The 18,095-nt window shown below is 38.6% G+C and carries 14 protein-coding genes and 1 tRNA gene; 3 read left to right on the top strand and 12 right to left on the bottom strand.

The features are described 5' to 3' along the window. From WBM60_RS10685 to WBM60_RS10650, 8 genes are all read right to left on the bottom strand, one after another. The coding region (locus WBM60_RS10685) for a cbb3-type cytochrome c oxidase subunit I (RefSeq protein ID WP_424283058.1) at positions 1 to 694 on the bottom strand (694 nt) is incomplete at its 3' end. A 45-nt stretch (positions 695 to 739) separates the two neighbouring features. Next, positions 740 to 1,798, bottom strand: a complete 1,059-nt coding sequence (locus tag WBM60_RS10680) for a cytochrome c oxidase subunit II (protein ID WP_424259327.1) — start codon at positions 1,796 to 1,798, stop codon at positions 740 to 742. Positions 1,799 to 1,828: 30 nt separating this feature from the next. Beyond that, positions 1,829 to 3,148: a quinol:cytochrome C oxidoreductase gene (locus WBM60_RS10675; RefSeq protein ID WP_424259328.1), complete on the bottom strand. Its 1,320-nt coding sequence runs from the start codon at positions 3,146 to 3,148 to the stop codon at positions 1,829 to 1,831. A gap of 16 nt (positions 3,149 to 3,164) precedes the next feature. After that, entirely contained in the window at positions 3,165 to 3,725 is a 561-nt protein-coding gene (locus tag WBM60_RS10670; RefSeq protein WP_424259329.1) for a c-type cytochrome, read from the bottom strand. Between the two features lie 3 nt (positions 3,726 to 3,728). Beyond that, complete coding sequence (locus WBM60_RS10665; RefSeq protein WP_424259330.1) at positions 3,729 to 4,259, bottom strand: DUF3341 domain-containing protein; 531 nt, start codon at positions 4,257 to 4,259, stop codon at positions 3,729 to 3,731. A 2-nt stretch (positions 4,260 to 4,261) separates the two neighbouring features. Further along, entirely contained in the window at positions 4,262 to 5,995 is a 1,734-nt protein-coding gene (gene nrfD, locus WBM60_RS10660) for an NrfD/PsrC family molybdoenzyme membrane anchor subunit (RefSeq protein WP_424259331.1), read from the bottom strand. Positions 5,996 to 6,030: 35 nt separating this feature from the next. Next, entirely contained in the window at positions 6,031 to 9,153 is a 3,123-nt protein-coding gene (locus WBM60_RS10655; protein WP_424278218.1) for a TAT-variant-translocated molybdopterin oxidoreductase, read from the bottom strand. A 34-nt stretch (positions 9,154 to 9,187) separates the two neighbouring features. Next, positions 9,188 to 10,576 (bottom strand): cytochrome c3 family protein, encoded by a 1,389-nt coding sequence (locus tag WBM60_RS10650; RefSeq protein ID WP_424279153.1) that lies wholly within the window; start codon positions 10,574 to 10,576, stop codon positions 9,188 to 9,190. Between the two features lie 235 nt (positions 10,577 to 10,811). Here WBM60_RS10650 and WBM60_RS10645 point away from each other — a divergent pair, with 235 nt between their 5' ends. Beyond that, positions 10,812 to 11,183: an SPOR domain-containing protein gene (locus WBM60_RS10645; protein ID WP_424276924.1), complete on the top strand. Its 372-nt coding sequence runs from the start codon at positions 10,812 to 10,814 to the stop codon at positions 11,181 to 11,183. Positions 11,184 to 11,269: 86 nt separating this feature from the next. Here WBM60_RS10645 and infB read toward each other — a convergent pair whose 3' ends face one another. From infB to rimP, 3 genes are read right to left on the bottom strand one after another with little or no spacing between them, the layout of a single operon-like run. Further along, positions 11,270 to 13,963, bottom strand: a complete 2,694-nt coding sequence (gene infB / locus WBM60_RS10640) for a translation initiation factor IF-2 (protein ID WP_424259136.1) — start codon at positions 13,961 to 13,963, stop codon at positions 11,270 to 11,272. Between the two features lie 42 nt (positions 13,964 to 14,005). Beyond that, the gene (nusA, locus tag WBM60_RS10635; protein WP_424259135.1) at positions 14,006 to 15,238 is read right to left on the bottom strand and encodes a transcription termination factor NusA; all 1,233 of its coding nucleotides are present in this window, start codon (positions 15,236 to 15,238) and stop codon (positions 14,006 to 14,008) included. A gap of 12 nt (positions 15,239 to 15,250) precedes the next feature. Beyond that, complete coding sequence (rimP, locus tag WBM60_RS10630) at positions 15,251 to 15,712, bottom strand: ribosome assembly cofactor RimP (RefSeq protein WP_424276610.1); 462 nt, start codon at positions 15,710 to 15,712, stop codon at positions 15,251 to 15,253. Positions 15,713 to 15,921: 209 nt separating this feature from the next. Between rimP and WBM60_RS10625 the strand changes: the two genes are divergently transcribed. After that, positions 15,922 to 17,226, top strand: coding sequence for a cation:proton antiporter (locus WBM60_RS10625; protein ID WP_424259133.1), 1,305 nt, complete (start codon positions 15,922 to 15,924; stop codon positions 17,224 to 17,226). A gap of 59 nt (positions 17,227 to 17,285) precedes the next feature. Here WBM60_RS10625 and WBM60_RS10620 read toward each other — a convergent pair. Next, positions 17,286 to 17,357, bottom strand: a tRNA-Gln gene (locus WBM60_RS10620). Positions 17,358 to 17,525: 168 nt separating this feature from the next. On the opposite strand from WBM60_RS10620, the gene WBM60_RS10615 reads away from it, so the two are divergent. Beyond that, positions 17,526 to 18,095, top strand: a 570-nt coding sequence (locus WBM60_RS10615; protein ID WP_424283057.1) for a DUF2723 domain-containing protein, incomplete at its 3' end; no start/stop codon positions are given.

Raw genomic sequence — 18,095 nt, 5'->3', positions numbered from 1 at the left:
TAACGAAAAACGCCCATATGGTTAAAGGAAGCCTTGTCATAGACATCCCTTTGGTTCTTAGATTGATTACTGTAACAATGTAGTTCAATGACCCTAATAAGGAAGAGGCAATAAAGATAGCCATAGAAACCAACCAAAGTGTCATTCCCATTCCAGATCCAGGCTGAGCCATAGGCAGTGCACTAAGAGGAGGGTAGATAGTCCATCCTGCAGCTGCAGGTCCTGCCTCCACAAAAAGTGAAATAACCATGATTACACTGGACACAAAGAACATCCAATATGATAACATATTCAGGAAACCTGAGGCCATATCCCTTGCACCAATTTGCAACGGTATTAGAAGATTACTAAAAGTACCACTCAAGCCGGCTGTTAGAACAAAGAATACCATTATAGTGCCGTGTATGGTCACCAATGCCAGGTACATATCTGCATCCAAAACACCTCCGGGAGCCCAACCTCCTAATAAAGTCTCGAAAATAGGAAATGATTCACCGGGCCAGGCTAATTGCATTCTGAACAAAAGAGACATTGCAATACCAATAAAACCCATAATCAAACCAGTAATAAGATACTGTTTTGAAATCATCTTATGATCCTGACTAAAAATATACTTTGTTACAAATGTCTCTTTATGATGATGTACGTGATCATCTTCATGATCATCAACGTGGGCATGTGCAGTAACAGACATAATCGAATTTTTTTTTATATTAATTTTACTTCTTTATAGCTTTATTTATTGCATTGATGCCATAGTCTGACTAAAAGTCTGCTGACTTTCCATCCATGCATTATAATCTTCTTCGCTTTCTACTATAATCTTCATCTGCATATTATAGTGCGATTTACCACAAATTTTATTGCACAACAGAATATAATCAAATTCCCATGGATCCGAGTTGTCTTCTCCATTAGCTGCGCGTTCTGCTCGAATTTTATTTGTTCTTTTTACCTTATCTACAATATCCGGATTCATCCTCATCTCCACGGTAGTTATGGTTGGTGTAAAAGAAAACTCAGTGGTCATTCCAGGTACGCAATTCATCTGAGCTCTAAAATGAGGCATATAGGCGGAATGCAATACATCCTGTGAACGCATTTTAAAATTTACCTTTCTACCAACAGGCAGGTGTAATTCTTTTACAATAACGTCATCAGAAGCATTGGGGTCAGATTCATCCAATCCTAAAACATTTGCCTTATCAATATCAATCATTCTAACATTGGCACCTCCTAATACATTGTCTGCCCCACCATATCTTGCCGTCCAATTGAATTGTTGAGCATATAATTCTACGATCAGAGGGTCATCCTCATCATTGATATCCATTATGTTGGTCCAGGTATATAAACCCCACAATATTAATCCGGCCAAAACGATCACTGGTATTATCGTCCAAATGAATTCCAACCTGTCATTATCTGCAAAAAATAAGGCCTTTTTCCCTTTTTCCCCGCGATATTTAAACCCAAAATAATGCAATAACGCCTGAGTAATGGTTTGAACAAAAAAGATGATAATAAATGAAACAAGCAATAGGTAATCATAATCCCCCCCATGGGCTGAAGCAGCTTCAGGCAATAATACTTTCGTGTATTTATAAAAACTAAATATAGTAATCCCATAAATAAATATCAAAAAAGCAAACAACAAGTAACCATTATACTTGTTATCCTTATCGGTTGCCACTTGTGAATCTACTGTCTTTAGTTTGGACAATTCAAAGATTTTGGTCATTTGCCAAATTGCAATTGCCACTAGTACTAAAACAATTAAGATCAATAATGTAGTCATTGTATGTATTGAAATTATACTTTAAAATTACTAATAATGAAAATGCCTGCTTTCCTCTATAAAAGGATTACGGGTTGGTTGCAAGGGCGCATGGGTTAATGCTCGGAACACCCAGAAAATAAAAGCCCCTGCGAAAAATAGGATAGCGCCCAATTCCGGAATTCCAATGTACCATTGGTCACCCACCGTTGCCGGCATTATCATATTAAATATATCTAAATAATGCCCTGCAAGCAACACGATACCTGTCATAATTACAAACCAGTTTATCCTTTTATAATCACTATTCATTAATAGTAACACAGGAAATATAAAGTTCAAAGCGACCATACCGAAAAACGGCAGATTATAGTCTTCAATCCTTGTAACAAAATAAGTGACTTCCTCGGGTATATTTGCATACCATATTAACATAAACTGACTAAACCAGAGGTAGGTCCAGAATATACTAAAGCCAAACATAAATTTAGCCAAATCATGAATATGACTGTCATTAACATCAGGTAAATATCCTTTTGATTTGAGGTAAATGGTAACCATTGCAATTACAGTTATACCGGAAACGACCATACTAGCAAAAACATACCATCCAAATAAGGTACTGAACCAATGAGGATCAACACTCATTATCCAATCCCAGGACATAATGGATTCTGAAATAAGATAAAATACAAGGAAAGCAGCAGAGAATCTGAAGTTCTTTTTAAAATTGGAATCATCATCAGAATTATCCTGTGCAATAGAAAGTTTTCGTGATATTTCACGATATCCAATCCATCCTCCAAGGAAAATTGCGGCTCTTATAAGAAAGAAAGTGGGATTAAGATACCCCGCCTTATTTTGTAGCAATTTATCATGAGCTACAACATCGGCATCCATCCATGTAAACATATGATTAAAATGCAATACTGAAAGTACCAGAATAACAAATACTATTATCCCTCCTGGAACAAGGTAGGCTGTAATTCCTTCCATTACCCTGAATAACATAGGTGACCATCCAGCTTGTGAAGCCCTTTGAATTCCATAAAATGCAAGAACCCCTAAGGCAATCATAAAGAAGAAGAAAGCTGCTACATATAATGCAGACCAAGGCCTGTTTTGCAGTTGATGCAATAAGTGCTCATCATGAGCAGCACTGTGATCAGAGGCCTCTCCATGATCGGAGGCCATTGCCTGGGATGTTTCCTCCCCGTGTGAATCTCCGTGACCGTCATCATGAGCTGCAACCATAGCTTTGGCTTCTTCTACCGTACCAGGTGCGGATACAAAGCCAATGCCAATTCCCAATACCCCAACGGCCATGAGAATAAAAGAAGCTATTTTTAATCTGTTTGAAAACGTGTACATATTAAAGGTCTATGTATTATTTTGTTAAGTCTTGTTTTAGTTGCATTACGTACTCCGATACCTGCCAGCGTTCCTCATAATCAAGTTGTCCGGCGTAGGACCCCATGGAATTTAACCCGTAATATATTGTATGATAGGTACTTCCAACAGTAATATTCCTCGCGGCATCGTCATAGCTGGGTACGCCTAGTATTTTTTCTCTTTTTACAAGCGTTCCCTGTCCCTTACCCTGATTACCATGGCAAATGCCACAATATATAGTATAAAGTTCCTTACCCTTTGCAAGATTAGCTTCCATTTGCAAAGAATCCAACGGGCTTTTTTGCAATCTTGCCATTTCCTTGCTCTCCAGATCATTGGCAAACTCATAAGGCAACCATCCTCTGTGAATAGTATTTTCCGGAGGGGTCATCGCTTCAGATCCACTTGGAAGAAAATCAACTTGCTGATAGGTCTCATAACCTATCGGCTCATACATATTTGGCATATATTGATAGTTTGGGGTTCTATTATCCGCACAAGCAGAAACAAAACCAATTACTACCAGAATCATTACTATTTTTATAAAACGCTTCATTTTCTAATGATTGTTTTTAATAATGTTCAACTCAACTGCTCCCGTATCCAACAACAAATCTTTTAATGCAGACTCGTTATTATGTACTTCAATTTCCATAATAAAATGTGCATCTGTTGTTCGCACATCAGGATTCTCTGCCTTTTTAAATGGCCATAGCCTGCTGCGCAAATAAAATGTGATCACCATTAAATGTGCAGCGAAAAATACCGTTAATTCGAACATAATGGGTACGAATGCAGGCATGTTTTCTATATAGCTAAAGCTGGGTTTTCCACCAATATCCATTGGCCAGGCGTCAATCATTATGTATTTCATCATAACAATAGAAACAATTAATCCCAAACAGCCATACATAAAGGATGTAATTGCTATTCTGGTTGGAGCCAAGCCCATTGCTTTGTCCAAACCATGTACGGGAAAAGGACAATAGACCTCCTCTATATGATGTTTTTCAGCTTTAACCTTTTTAACGGCGTGCATCAATACATCATCATCATCATAGTATGCGTGGATAATAGTAGTAGCTGCCATAATTATTTATCGTTGTTTAAAAACATTCTTGCCTGTCCTGCCCAATCATCTCTCTGTGCCCTTCCAGGGAATGCACCCGTAAGGGAATCAAGCAAATCATATTCTTTTTGGGTCATCTTACTCACTTGTAAAAAGCTGAAAATTCCCAATTTGTTGAGGGTCTTTTCCATTAAAGGACCAATCCCTTTTACTTTCTTAAGATCGTCCGGATCCTGAGTTCCCGAATCAAAACTACCTAGTGCACTAAGTAAACTTTCTCCTTGATTTGATTCTGAAGAGACTTCAGCCTCCTGATTATTATTAATAATGGTTTCTCTTACAATTCCATTTTTACTTATTGTATATAATGGTTTCCCTGCATCTCGAAGGGCTTTATAACGGGCTCCTGACGATTTTAATATTGATTTTACCTCAGCCTGTGCAATTACCGGGAAGGTTCTTGAATATAGTAAAAAGAGTACAAAGAAGAATCCTATTGTCCCTATGAAAATTCCAATATCTACAAAAGTTGGCGAGAACATAGTCCAGGAAGATGGCAAATAATCGCGATGTAATGAGGTAACTATGATCACAAATCTTTCAAACCACATACCTACATTTACTACAATAGAAATAATAAATGAAATTACTATACTGGTTCTGATTTTCTTGAACCACATAATTTGAGGTGAAAGAACATTGCAGCTCATCATTAAAAGATAGGCCCACCAATACGGTCCTGTTGCTCTGTTTAGAAAAGCATATTGTTCATATTCCACTCCTGAATACCAGGCAATAAAAAGCTCCGTGATATAAGCACATCCAACTATTGAGCCTGTAATCATGATTACAATGTTCATCAGTTCAATATGCTGAACAGTAATATAATCTTCAAGGTGACTTACTTTTCTCATTATAATTAACAGGGTTTGAACCATCGCAAAACCTGAGAAAATAGCCCCGGCAACAAAGTAAGGCGGGAAAATGGTGGTGTGCCATCCCGGAATAACTGAAGTTGCAAAATCAAAAGATACAATAGTATGTACTGAAAGTACAAGTGGTGTTGCCAAACCAGCAAGGACAAGGGAAACCTCTTCAAAGCGCTGCCAATCCTTAGCACGACCAGTCCATCCAAAACTTACCAGACCGTAAATTTTCTTTTGGAAAGGTTTCACGGCCCTGTCCCGGATCATACCGAAATCAGGCAGTAATCCTGTCCACCAGAAAACCAATGAAACGGATAGGTAAGTTGATATTGCAAAAACATCCCATAACAAGGGAGAATTAAAGTTAACCCATAGTGAACCAAACTGGTTAGGAATAGGTACCACCCAATATGCCAACCAAGGTCTACCCATATGTATTATCGGAAACAAGCCAGCCTGGATTACAGAAAATATGGTCATGGCCTCCGCAGAACGGTTGATCGCCATTCTCCATTTTTGTCTGAATAATAAAAGTACAGCAGAAATTAGGGTTCCTGCATGCCCAATACCAACCCACCAAACGAAGTTTGTAATATCCCAGGCCCAGTTTACTGTTTTATTCAGTCCCCAGGTTCCAATACCTGTAGAAATTGTATAAATTATAGCACCTACACCCCAAAGGAGTGCTGCCAATGCAATGGAAAAAACAATCCACCACAGTCTGCTAGCCCGTCCTTCAACCGGAGCTGCAATATCTACCGATACATCATGGTAGCCTTTGTCCCCAAGGACTAAGGGTTTACGTATTGGTGCTTCGTAATGCGACGCCATATAGTTTTATTATAGTTGTATTCTTCCTTAATTGATTATGCTTCATTTGTGTTTCTCACTTTTACCTGATAAAACACATTTGGTTTTGTTCCTACACTCTCTAATAAGTGGTACATCCTGTCATTCTTCTTTAATTCCGTAACCTGGCTTTCTTCGTCATTTGAATCACCAAACACAATTGCCCCGTTGCTACAAGCATTGGAACAAGCAGTCTGAAACTCACCATCTACAATTACTCTTCCTTCACGTTTTGCATCAAGAATTGTCTTTTGGGTCATTTGTATACAAAGAGAACACTTCTCAATTACCCCTCTCGAACGTACAGTAACATCTGGGTTAATAACCATTTTACCAAGATCGTTATTGAAATGGTAATCAAATTCTTCATTATTATTTAAAAGGAACCAGTTAAACCTCCTCACTTTATAAGGACAGTTGTTGGCACAATATCTGGTACCCACACATCGGTTATAAGCCATATGATTCTGGCCCTGACGACTATGTGAAGTTGCCGCTACCGGACATACAGTCTCGCAAGGTGCATGGTTACAATGCTGACACATTACAGGTTGAAATGCAACCTGTGGATTGACTGCCGCCTTCTCCATTTCTTCAAAGCCCGACTTTGTCTCTGAAGCTCCTGAAAATTCATCTTTTTTGGTGTTGTCCTGGTCAAAAGTATCTTCTGAGGAATAATATCTGTCTATTCGCAACCAATGCATATCTCTCGATTTGCGAACCTCTTCTTTACCAACAACAGGTACATTATTCTCTGCGTGACAAGCAATAACACAAGCACCGCAACCTGTACAAGCGTTCAAATCTATAGACATATTAAAATGATGCCCTATAGACCTGTCAAAACTATCCCAAAGATCAACCGTAGTGGCAGGAACTTCCTGATGGTTCAATGATACCTGAGGTACATGATTCCACTCTGTATGATCTTTTGTATTAAATATCTCTAAGGTCGTTTCTTTTATAATATCACCTCTACCCATAAGGGTGTTATGAAGCTGAATACATGCAAACTCATGCATTCCTGTTGCCTTTTCAAGAGTGACATTTTGAATGCTATTAAATCCCTGATATAGCGCATATGCATTAACCCCGGTCTGCATTTCAGTTTTCATACCTATTTGCCTGCCATAACCAAATGATAGACCCACAGTACCAGCTGCCTGACCTGGCTGAATGAGTACGGGAACATTTTCAAGTGCCACGCCGTTAACTGTAAGTTTGGCATAACTTCCGTTCAGTCCGCCATTAGCCACATTTTCATTTATCAGTCCTAATGAGGAGGCATCTGCTCTGGATACAGTAACATAATTATCCCATGAGACCCTGCTGATGGGGTCTGGAAATTCCTGCAACCAAGGATTATTAGCTTGCTTACCGTCACCCATTCCAATTTTTGGATAAAGGACAAGTTCCATTCCATCGGCCGCTGTATTGGCCAGTGAACTTACCGCTGAAGAAATTGGAGCTACTGTTGTATTAGCATCGGCTTGTTGTTCCATTGTCTGATCACCAGACCTATTATTTGTAGCAGAAGTTTCTCCTTCATTGTTTGATTCCAATACAAAAACACCATCATGAAGTGCTTTATTCCAAGAAGCATCTCCCAGAATACCAGAATTCCATGTCCCTTTAATGTAGTCGTAATAACTTAAATCACTACCCATCCATTGAAGGAGTGACTGCTGAAATTGCCTGGTGTCAAAAAGTTCTTTTATGGTAGGCTGTATCAGGCTGTAATGTCCTTTTACAAGTTCAGCGTCCCCCCAGGATTCTAAAAAGTGGTTAGCTGCCGCTGTAAATTCTGTAATTTCTGTTGTCTCATTCCAATTTGTAGAAAAAGTGACCGATAAATCTACTTTTGCAACACCTTGAGCAAACTCAGAAGCGTTCGGGAGCGTGTACATAGGATTAACACCATCCATGATCAAAGCGCCCACTTTTCCGGAATTCATATCCTGAATGAGCTTATTAACAGCCTGGCTATTTCCCTGTCTGATATATCTTGGTGCACTTGGGCTATAAGCAATACTGCCCAACATTTCATTTATTGACAAAGTAACTGCCTGAGCGTTTACATCATCCAATCCTGTTACCACAACTGCTTTATTTCCAGCTTTCCTTATTTCAGCAGCAACATCGTCAACCGCTTTGCTGATATTCTCGCTCAGATCAACATTAACCGAACTATTATTTAGTTTTCCAAATAAACTCGCGAGTGCCTTTTTCTGCTCCGACGGTTTAATTGCAATTCGCTTATCTGCATTTGCTCCGGTAAGAGACATATTGGATTCAAACTGAATATGCCTGGACATTTTGCCCTTTTTGGGAATTCGTCCTTTGGAATAGCCACTGTCATAACCTCCACCTTGCCAATCGGCCAGGAAATCTGCACCAAAAGAAACAATGATTTCAGCTTTTTCAAAATCATATGTCGGTAATGCCCTTTCTCCAAATTTAGCTTCAAATGCAGTTAAAGCCGCATCTTCGCTTATAGCATCATAAGCAATGTGATTTACATTCCCGTAAACTTCCTTAAACTCACTTATCAATTTTGAGGTAGATGGACTTGCATAAGTCTGAGTGAGCAATACTATTTGTTTCTCTGAGCCTTTTAATGCTTCCAGCTTATTTTTTACCGAAGTGTCTATTGCAGTCCACTCTGCAGGTTCTCCATTTGCTAATGGACCCTGTAATCTCGTGCTGTCATATAAAGAAAGAACAGATGCTTGTATTCTGGCATTACTATTACCATTTGTTTTTGCATCCTTATTATTTTCCACTTTAATTGGTCTGCCTTCACGTGTTTTTATCAAAATACTGGCAAAATCATAGCCATCAGCTATAGTGGTCGCATAATAATTTGCGATACCCGGTATTATTTGTTCAGGCTTAATAACATAGGGTATAGACTTTCTCACCGGACCTTCACAAGCTGCCAAAGAAGCTGCAGCAGTGCTAAATCCAACATATTTTAGAAAATCGCGCCTATTTGTTGTACTGGCAGACAAATTCTCCTTATCTCCTAAAAATTCATCAACTGGTATTTCTTCCGGAAATTCGTTTTGTCTGAGCGTCTCCACAATGGAATCGTTGGGATTTAACTCCGCTTCGCTTTTCCAATACTTTTTTGATGCCATATTATATATCTGTAATTAGATGCTTATTTTTTTTTTAATAGTGACACTTGCCACATTCCAAACCGCCCATTTGAGCAGCGGTAAGATTTTCAACGCCATATTTTTTGGATAATTCTTCATGTATTTTAGCGTAGTAAGCGTTATCCTCTACTTTAACATTTGTTTCTCTGTGGCAATTAATACACCATCCCATAGTCAAAGACGAATATTGATACATGATTTCCATTTCCTCCACGGGGCCATGACAGGTTTGACATTCAATACCTGCAACGGAAACGTGTTGCGAGTGATTAAAGTAAGCTAAATCCGGAAGATTATGAATCCTAACCCATTCTACTGGCTGACTCTCACCTGTATATTTTTGATTCTCCTCATCCCAACCAACAGCTTTATACAATTTCTTAATTTCCCCTGTATAGAATTCATTAGTATACCCGTTAGCCAAATCTTCAGGACTTGGACCTTCAGGATTCCCTTTGTATTCATAAATAGATTTATGACAATTCATACATACATTTAAAGAGGGGATTCCGGAATGTTTAGATACCCTAGCCGATGAATGGCAATATTTACATTCAATTTTGTTATCTCCAGCGTGCACCTTATGCGAGTAATGGATGGGTTGAATTGGTGCGTAACCTTGGTCTACTCCCACTTGCATCATCCAACCATATGCAAAATATGCGCTCGCCAATAACAGGAAAATAGAAGATACGAGGACCAGGAATTGGTTATGTGCAAATGCCTTCCACAATGGAGTTCGTTTAACAGCTTTATCTTTTTCCATTGCAACTCCGTTAGCCTCGGCTATCCGTTGCAAAGTGTTGTTGACTAAAAACAGCATCATCACCAGTAAGGCAAAAACCAGTACAAGTGCTCCCAAAATAATTTCATTGGTAATCCCCGAAGAATCACCCCCTCCCTCGCTTGTGGCCGTTGCTGCAGCCGCTGCAACCGGTGCTGGAGGTGGAGCAGCAGTATAAGCCAAAATATTATCAATATCTGCATTTGAAAGCGTAGGAAAGGCAGTCATCGCAGCCTGATTGTATTCAGCATACACCTTATTTGCATATGCATCCCCGGAACTAATCATCCCGGCACTATTCTTAATCCAGGCATATAACCATTCCCTGTCCAATCCTTCATCTTCAGCGAGTCTGGTTTCGACATTAGCTAATGCCGGCCCCGTCATTTTTCGATTTAACGCATGACAAGCCGCACAATTCTGATTAAATAATTGTTTCCCTTTCGCAGCATCGCCAGAGTCTGAACCAGCCTGCTCAGCGGCAACTTCAGTAGCGGCTGCAGCATTTTGTTCCGGGCTTTCTTCCTGGGCAAAAAGAGAATTTGAAAAGAGTAGATAAACTACTAAAGCAAAAGCAAAAAGTTTAGAAATCTGATGGCGGTACAAAACCTTTTTCATATTTAAAATATTTCTATCTTAATTCTGGCACGATAATTACTATTAAAATAAGTCAAAAAGGTAATTTATCGCCGCTCAAATTGACGACAAAAATAAGACTTTGACTTTATTTGAGAAATGTTAAGGGTTTTATAATTTATAATTTATATTCATTCTAAATAAGCATGAAAACTTTTGTTTAACCTTCAATAAATTACTTTTGCATTTTATGTTGGATCTCTTTAAAGTTAATATCATGAAAAAAGCAATCCTATCAGTCATACTTGGTGGATTCATTACTTGCGGAATGGCACAAAGCGGGAAAATAAGCATTGAACAAGACGCTAGTATTACCCGCCTTCTGGAAGTATATAAAATCAGTAATTCAAAATCTAATTTCTTTACAATTCAGGTTGGCTTTGGTTCTTATTCCAAAGCAGAAGAACTTAAACAGCAGGTAGATATTGATTTTCCCGACTTAAAATCAAAAATAATTTTTGATTCCCCTACGTACAGAGTTCAGATTGGTCAGTTTAAATCTAAATTGGATGCGGAACGGAAATTTAAAGAGGTTCGCATAAAATATCCTGAATCGCTTTTATTAAAACCAGAAAAAACGACCAAATAGGTCGTTTTTTATTTTATTATCATCCAAGTCAATCTGAGGCTAATATTTAGTTTCGCGGTACCTCCAAAATTATTCTAAATTTCAGATCAAAGCTTTTTCTTTACCGCAACTTCCTGGAAGGCCTCCACAATATCTCCTTCTTTTATATCATTATAATTCTTTACCTGAAGCCCACAATCATAACCCTTGGCCACTTCTTTAACATCATCCTTAAACCTTTTTAAAGATGATAGTTCTCCGGTAAAAATTACCACACCATCCCTAATAAGACGAATACTTGAGTTTCTAAAGATTTTTCCAGTGGTTACCATACAGCCTGCGATTGTGCCCACTTTAGATATTTTAAAGGTCTCTCTGATTTCAGCCGTACCCGTAATCTCTTCTTTCATCACCGGAGACAGCATGCCTTCCATTGCATCCTTAAGATCATTAATGGCATCATAAATAATAGAATACATCCTAATATCGATCTCCTCTTTATCCGCAATATCCCGGGCATTGCCCATGGGCCTAACATTAAATCCAATAACGATGGCATCAGATGCCGAAGCCAATAATACATCAGATTCTGTGATTGCACCTACTCCTTTATGAATAATATTGACTTGTATTTCATCGGTTGACAATTTCTGGAAGGAATCCGTTAAAGCCTCTACAGACCCATCGACGTCACCTTTTAGAATAATATTCAACTCTTTAAATTCACCTAATGCGATTCGTCTGCCAATTTCATCGAGCGTAATATGTCGTTGTGTCCTTACCGATTGTTCGCGTTGCAACTGACTTCTTTTGGACGCTATTTGTTTTGCTTCTTTTTCATCTTCAAGCACATTGAATTTATCCCCTGCCTGAGGCGCACCGTCTAATCCCAAAATTGAAATTGGTGTAGACGGACCCGCTTTTTTAACAATCTTGCCACGTTCATCCTGCATTGCCTTAATCTTGCCACTGCATGTTCCCGCCAAAACGTAATCACCTATTTCCAAAGTACCTCCCTGCACCAAAATAGTGGAGACATATCCTCTCCCTTTGTCAAGAAATGCCTCTACAACAGTACCAGAAGCTAATCTGTCGGGATTAGCTTTTAATTCCAAAAGTTCTGCTTCTAAAAGCACTTTTTCTAAAAGTTCCTTTACACCATCTCCGGTTTTTGCTGAGATATCATGAGATTGAATTTTTCCGCCCCAATCCTCTACAAGTAAATTCATAGCGGCCAAACCTTCTTTAATCTTTTCAGGATTTGCTGTAGGTCTGTCTATTTTATTAATCGCAAAAACTATAGGAACACTTGCGGCCTGAGCGTGACTAATGGCTTCCTTGGTTTGAGGCATAATATCATCATCTGCAGCTATTACAATTATGGCAATATCCGTTACCTGTGCTCCCCGCGCACGCATAGCAGTAAATGCTTCGTGACCCGGTGTATCTAAAAAGGTAATTCTTTGCCCCCCAGATAAAGTAACACCATAAGCACCTATATGCTGTGTAATTCCGCCACTCTCCCCGGCAATTACGTTTTCCTCACGGATGTAATCCAATAGTGAGGTTTTACCATGATCTACGTGACCCATTACAGTAACAATAGGGGCCCTGGGCTTTAAATCCTCTGGTGCATCTACTTCTTCTTCAATCGATTCTTCAAGATCAGCAGTAATAAATTCAACTTCATAACCAAATTCTTCTGCAACAATAGAGAGAGTTTCAGCATCCAGTCTTTGATTCATGGTAACCATAATCCCAAGAGACATACAAGCAGAGATTATCTCAGTAGAAGCAACATCCATCATCGTAGCAACTTCTCCAACAGTCACAAATTCAGTAACCTTAAGTATTTTGCTCTCCAACTCTTGTTGTTCCAGATCCTTCTCCGTCTGTTGTCTGTGCTGGTCTCTCTTATCCCTCCTATATTTTGCTCCTTTTCCTTTTTTGGATTTACCCTGAAGTTTTTCAAGAGTCTCACGTACTTGTTTTTGTACTTCTTCTTCCGTTGGCTCAGCCTTTGGAGTAGAGGCAAAACGCTGTCCCTTTTTAACAGTAGTTCTCGCTCTGCCACCACCTGGCGCAGCATTATTACTAATAATCCTCTTCCTTCTTTTCGGCTTTGCTGCTTCGGAAGGTGCCTTTACAGGTTCTTTCTTTTTCTTAGGCTTATCAAACTTAGAGAGATCAATTTTATCTCCCATAATCTTCGGTCCGGAAAGCTTTTTATACTTTGTAGTAATAGAACTGGGCTCCTCTGGTGTTTCCTCCTCTGGAGCTTTCTTCTCAACCTTCTTTATCTCTGGTGCGGTTTCAGGTTTTATTTCCTCTTTAACTTCTTCAACTGCTACTTCTTCCTTTACCTCAGCAATTACCTCTTCCTTTGGGGCTTGTTTCTCTTCAACCTTCTTAGGTTCGGGCTTAACTTTCTTCTTGGGGGTTAGATCAATTTTACCTACTTGTTTCGGTCCGGAAAGTTCAACCCTTGCTTTCACTACCTCCCTTGAAGCAGCTCTTTTTTCTCTTTCCAGTCTTTTTTCTTCCTGCTCCTGCTCCAGCTGTAGTCTTATAGCTTCTTTTTCCTTTCGTTTCTCCTCACCAACTTCCTGGGATGCAACTTTCTTGCTCATATCCGTCTGGAATTCGTCTAAAAGAACCTGATGTATGTCTTCAGAAATCTTTGTGGTAGGTCTTGCCTCCACCTTGTGTCCTTTAGACGCAAGATATTCCACCGCTCTATCCAAAGAAATGTTAAGTTCTCTCAAGACTTTATTAAGCCTTATTGTTGCATTGTCTGCCATAAATACTGTTTACTCTCTACTTTTATGTTGCTAATATATAGCTTAATCTTCTAATTCTTCTTTTAGGATACGCACAACGTCTGAAATAGTTTCCTCTTCCAGGTCGGTACGTTTTACCAAATCGTCTATATCCTGCTCCAGAACACTTCTGGCAGTATCAAGACCTATCTTTTTAAGTTCTTCAATTACCCAGCCTTCAATTTCATCAGAGAATTCTGTAAGTTCCACATCTTCCTCCACGCCTTCACGGAATACATCTATCTCATAACCAGTAAGTTGACCAGCAAGACGTATATTATGACCCCCTCTTCCAATAGCCTTTGAAACTTCCTCGGGCCTTAGGTAAACTTGTGCGGTCTTTTTTTCATCGTTTAAGGTCACGGTAGAAACACGTGCGGGACTAAGGGCACGGGTAACCATTAACTGAGGATTATTTGTCCAGTTAATCACATCTATATTTTCATTTCCAAGCTCACGTACTATTCCATGAATACGGCTACCTTTCATCCCGACACAAGCCCCCACGGGATCTATCCTATCGTCATAAGAATCTACGGCTACTTTAGCTTTTTCACCAGGAATTCTAACCGCTTTTTTTATTGTAATTAGTCCGTCAAATACTTCTGGAATCTCCTGAAAGAACAATTGCTCAAGGAAGACTGGTGAAGTTCTTGACATGATGATCATTGGTTTGTTACCCTTGAGCTCCACGCTTTCGATAATGCCCCGAACGTTATCACCTTTTCTAAAAAAATCAGAAGGTATTTGTTTATCCTTAGGAAGAATTATTTCGTTTCCTTCGTCATCCAACAAGATAATTGCCTTATGTCTTATGTGATGCACTTCAGCCGTATATATCTCCCCTTCAAGGTCTTTAAATTGCTTATAAATGGTTGTATTGTCGTGTTCGTGAATTTTGGATATCAGGTTTTGGCGCAAGGCTAAAATTGCCCTTCTTCCAAGATCTATAAGCTTTACTTCTTCAGAAACATCTTCACCGACTTCAAAATCCGGTTCTATCTTACGAGCTTCTGAAAGGGATATTTCTTCATTTGGTTCTTCTACTTCCCCATCTTCCACAACAATTCTATTTCTCCATATTTCCAAATCTCCCTTATCAGGATTAATAATGATATCAAAGTTATCATCGGAACCAAATTTCTTTTTTAAAGCATTCCTAAAAACGTCTTCTAATATCGCCATTAGGGTCACCCGGTCAATAAATTTGTCATCCTTAAACTCCGAGAAAGATTCGATCAATGCAATATTTTCCATTTTGCGTTGTGATTAAAATATTAATTTAACTTTTGCCTCTTCAATTTCAGAAATGGCAATTTTTTTTCTTTTCTGAACGGTTATTTTGCCTTTCCCCAACGGTTTAGGTTCTCTTGCTTTCCATTCCAGGGTAATAGTCTCCTCTGTTGCTTCGGTAAGATCACCTTCGTAATTTTCGTTCGCTGTTTTTACGACTAACTTCCTGCCAATATTTTTAGGATACTGGCGGGCCAGCAAAATAGGCTCCGCAGCACCGGCTGAAGTAACTTCTAATGAAAAATCATATTCTTCCCTATCCAAATTATGTTCAATAGCCCTGCTTACGGCCATACAGTCCTTCAGATTCACTCCTTCATCTCCATCAAGAACTATCTTAATAGTATTATCAGGAGTAATTGAAAAATCAATTAAAAACAAGGTTTTATTCTCCTTCAGTGCTTTATCCAAAAGCTCTTCAACTTGTGCCTTTAACATAACCATAAGTAACAAAAGAGGGGACAATTTGTCCCCTCATGAATACAATTATATCCTTTCAGTGGCGCAAATATACAAATTTTTTTGATTTTAAAACAGAAGCTTATTCCATTTATATTAGATACTTATAGCAATAACACCAACGTTTCACTTTTAATAGTAACTTTATTATAAATGAATTAAATCTAATCGCATTAATCAACATTTAAATGGACGTCTTTAACTCCTATAACCTTATTATTGAAGCATCGGTAATACTTATTCTTTCTTTTCTATTTAATGGTATCTCAAAAAGAACAAATATTCCGTCTGTCCTATTACTTATACTTCTTGGGTTTATTTTACAATTTGTACTTAAAACTTTTACCTCCGAAGAAGTTGACTTCTTTCCTGCATTGGAAGTACTGGGTATTATTGGCCTTATAATGATAGTACTCGAAGCTGCACTTGAACTTGAATTAAAAAAGGAAAAACTAATCCCTATTTTGAAATCTATGGCAATAGCACTCACAGGGCTGATAGGTTCTGCATGGGTAGCTGCGCTAATTCTTCATCAATTTATCCCGGATATGTCTATGCAGGCCGCTTGGTTATATGCAACACCTTTATCTATACTTTCCAGCGCTATTATTATTCCAAGCGTTAGTGAGCTTGCGGAAAAGAAAAGGGAATTCCACATCTATGAAAGTACATTTTCTGACATTATGGGAATCATGATGTTTTACTTCCTTGTGAGTGGGCTAAATCCTGCAGAGGATTCCGGTGCCGGAGGTTTTGCTCTTAATATTCTGCTAACTATAGTAATTTCACTTATTGCGAGTTATGCAATTATTCTTATTTTTCAGCAGATAAAAAGTCAGGCCAAACTTTTCCTGCTAATTGCCGTCTTGCTTCTTTTATATGCAATAGGCAAACAACTTCATCTCTCCTCTTTACTTATCATTTTGATATTCGGTTTAGTAATTGCGAATATGAAGTTATTTTTTGGTGGAAAATTATCACACTTTCTAGAGTATGATAAAGCGCATCGCATTTATCATGAACTTCATATTGTGACCCTCGAAACGGCATTTGTAGTACGTACTTTCTTCTTCGTTATTTTTGGGTTGACCATAGCCATTGCATCTTTATTTAACTTTCAGGTAGCCCTGGTAAGTGTCCTTATTATTCTTTCCATCTATGCTATTAGATTTGTAATCTTAAGAACTTTTATAGGCAGCGATATACTGCCACAACTATTTATTGCTCCAAGGGGCCTCATTACAATACTACTGTTTTATGCAATTCCTTCAGAGGTACAGGTAGCTACATTTGAACCGGGGATTCTACTTTTTGTGATTATAGGAACAAGTCTTATCATGACATGGGCTATGATTAAGGATAAGAAAAAAATGAGCACCATATTGGACCTGGTAGACGATGAAATAGATGAATTACAGGAAGCAGACGAACTACTAAAACAAAATGATCTGAAAATTCAAGATGAGCCTCAAATTCCTGAGGACTTAAACTAAGAAACTAAAATTAAGAATCCCAACACTTCTTTAGTGTTGGGATGGGTATACAATTTTCGTTGGCCTACTAGGACTCGAACCTAGAACGACTGGACCAAAACCAGCTGTGTTGCCAATTACACCATAGGCCATTAGAGCATAAGAGCCTGCAAATTTAAGACAAACTTTTATTTGCACAAATATTTTGTAGACATTCCGCTAAAAAAGAAATATTCTCCCTTGTTAACGGTTTCATAAAAATATGAGTACATATCTATTTTAATTAGTAAATTCGCCATGATTGGTAAACTTCTGAATACATGTTTTCAAAGAATTTTGAGAAATGGGACACCCTCCTCGGATGGGTTGTTTTTTTTATAGCTCTTATAATATATTCTATTACTGTTGAGCCTACGGGCAGTTTCTGGGATGCCGGAGAATACATTACAACCTCTGCTAAACTACAAGTAGCCCACCCGCCAGGAGCGCCTCTATGGCAAATGATAGGCGCTTTTTTTGCCATGTTCGCTTTTGAGCAAGATAAGATTGCTCTTATGGTTAACTATGTTTCAAGCGTTTCGAGTGCCTTTACCATCTTGTTTATGTTTTGGACCATTACCAATCTTACCAGAAAATTAATTGGTGTAAAGGACAAAATGACCGAAAGTTCAGCGATAGCTATCCTGGGAAGCGGCATTGTAGGAGCCCTTGCTTTTACTTTTTCTGATAGTTTTTGGTTTAATGCAGTTGAAACTGAGGTGTATGCTATGGCCAGTTTTATTATGGCTTTACTTTTATGGTTAGGCCTAAAATGGACAGATGATCTAGACGACCCTCGGGGAAATAGATGGCTTATTCTAATTTCATTCGTAGTTGGTCTTACTTTTGGG

This window comes from Eudoraea sp. (genome assembly GCF_049669105.1).
Lineage (GTDB): Bacteria > Bacteroidota > Bacteroidia > Flavobacteriales > Flavobacteriaceae > Eudoraea.
The sequence above is the reverse complement of the archived record's forward strand: the minus strand, read 5'-3'. Positions and strand labels throughout refer to the sequence as shown.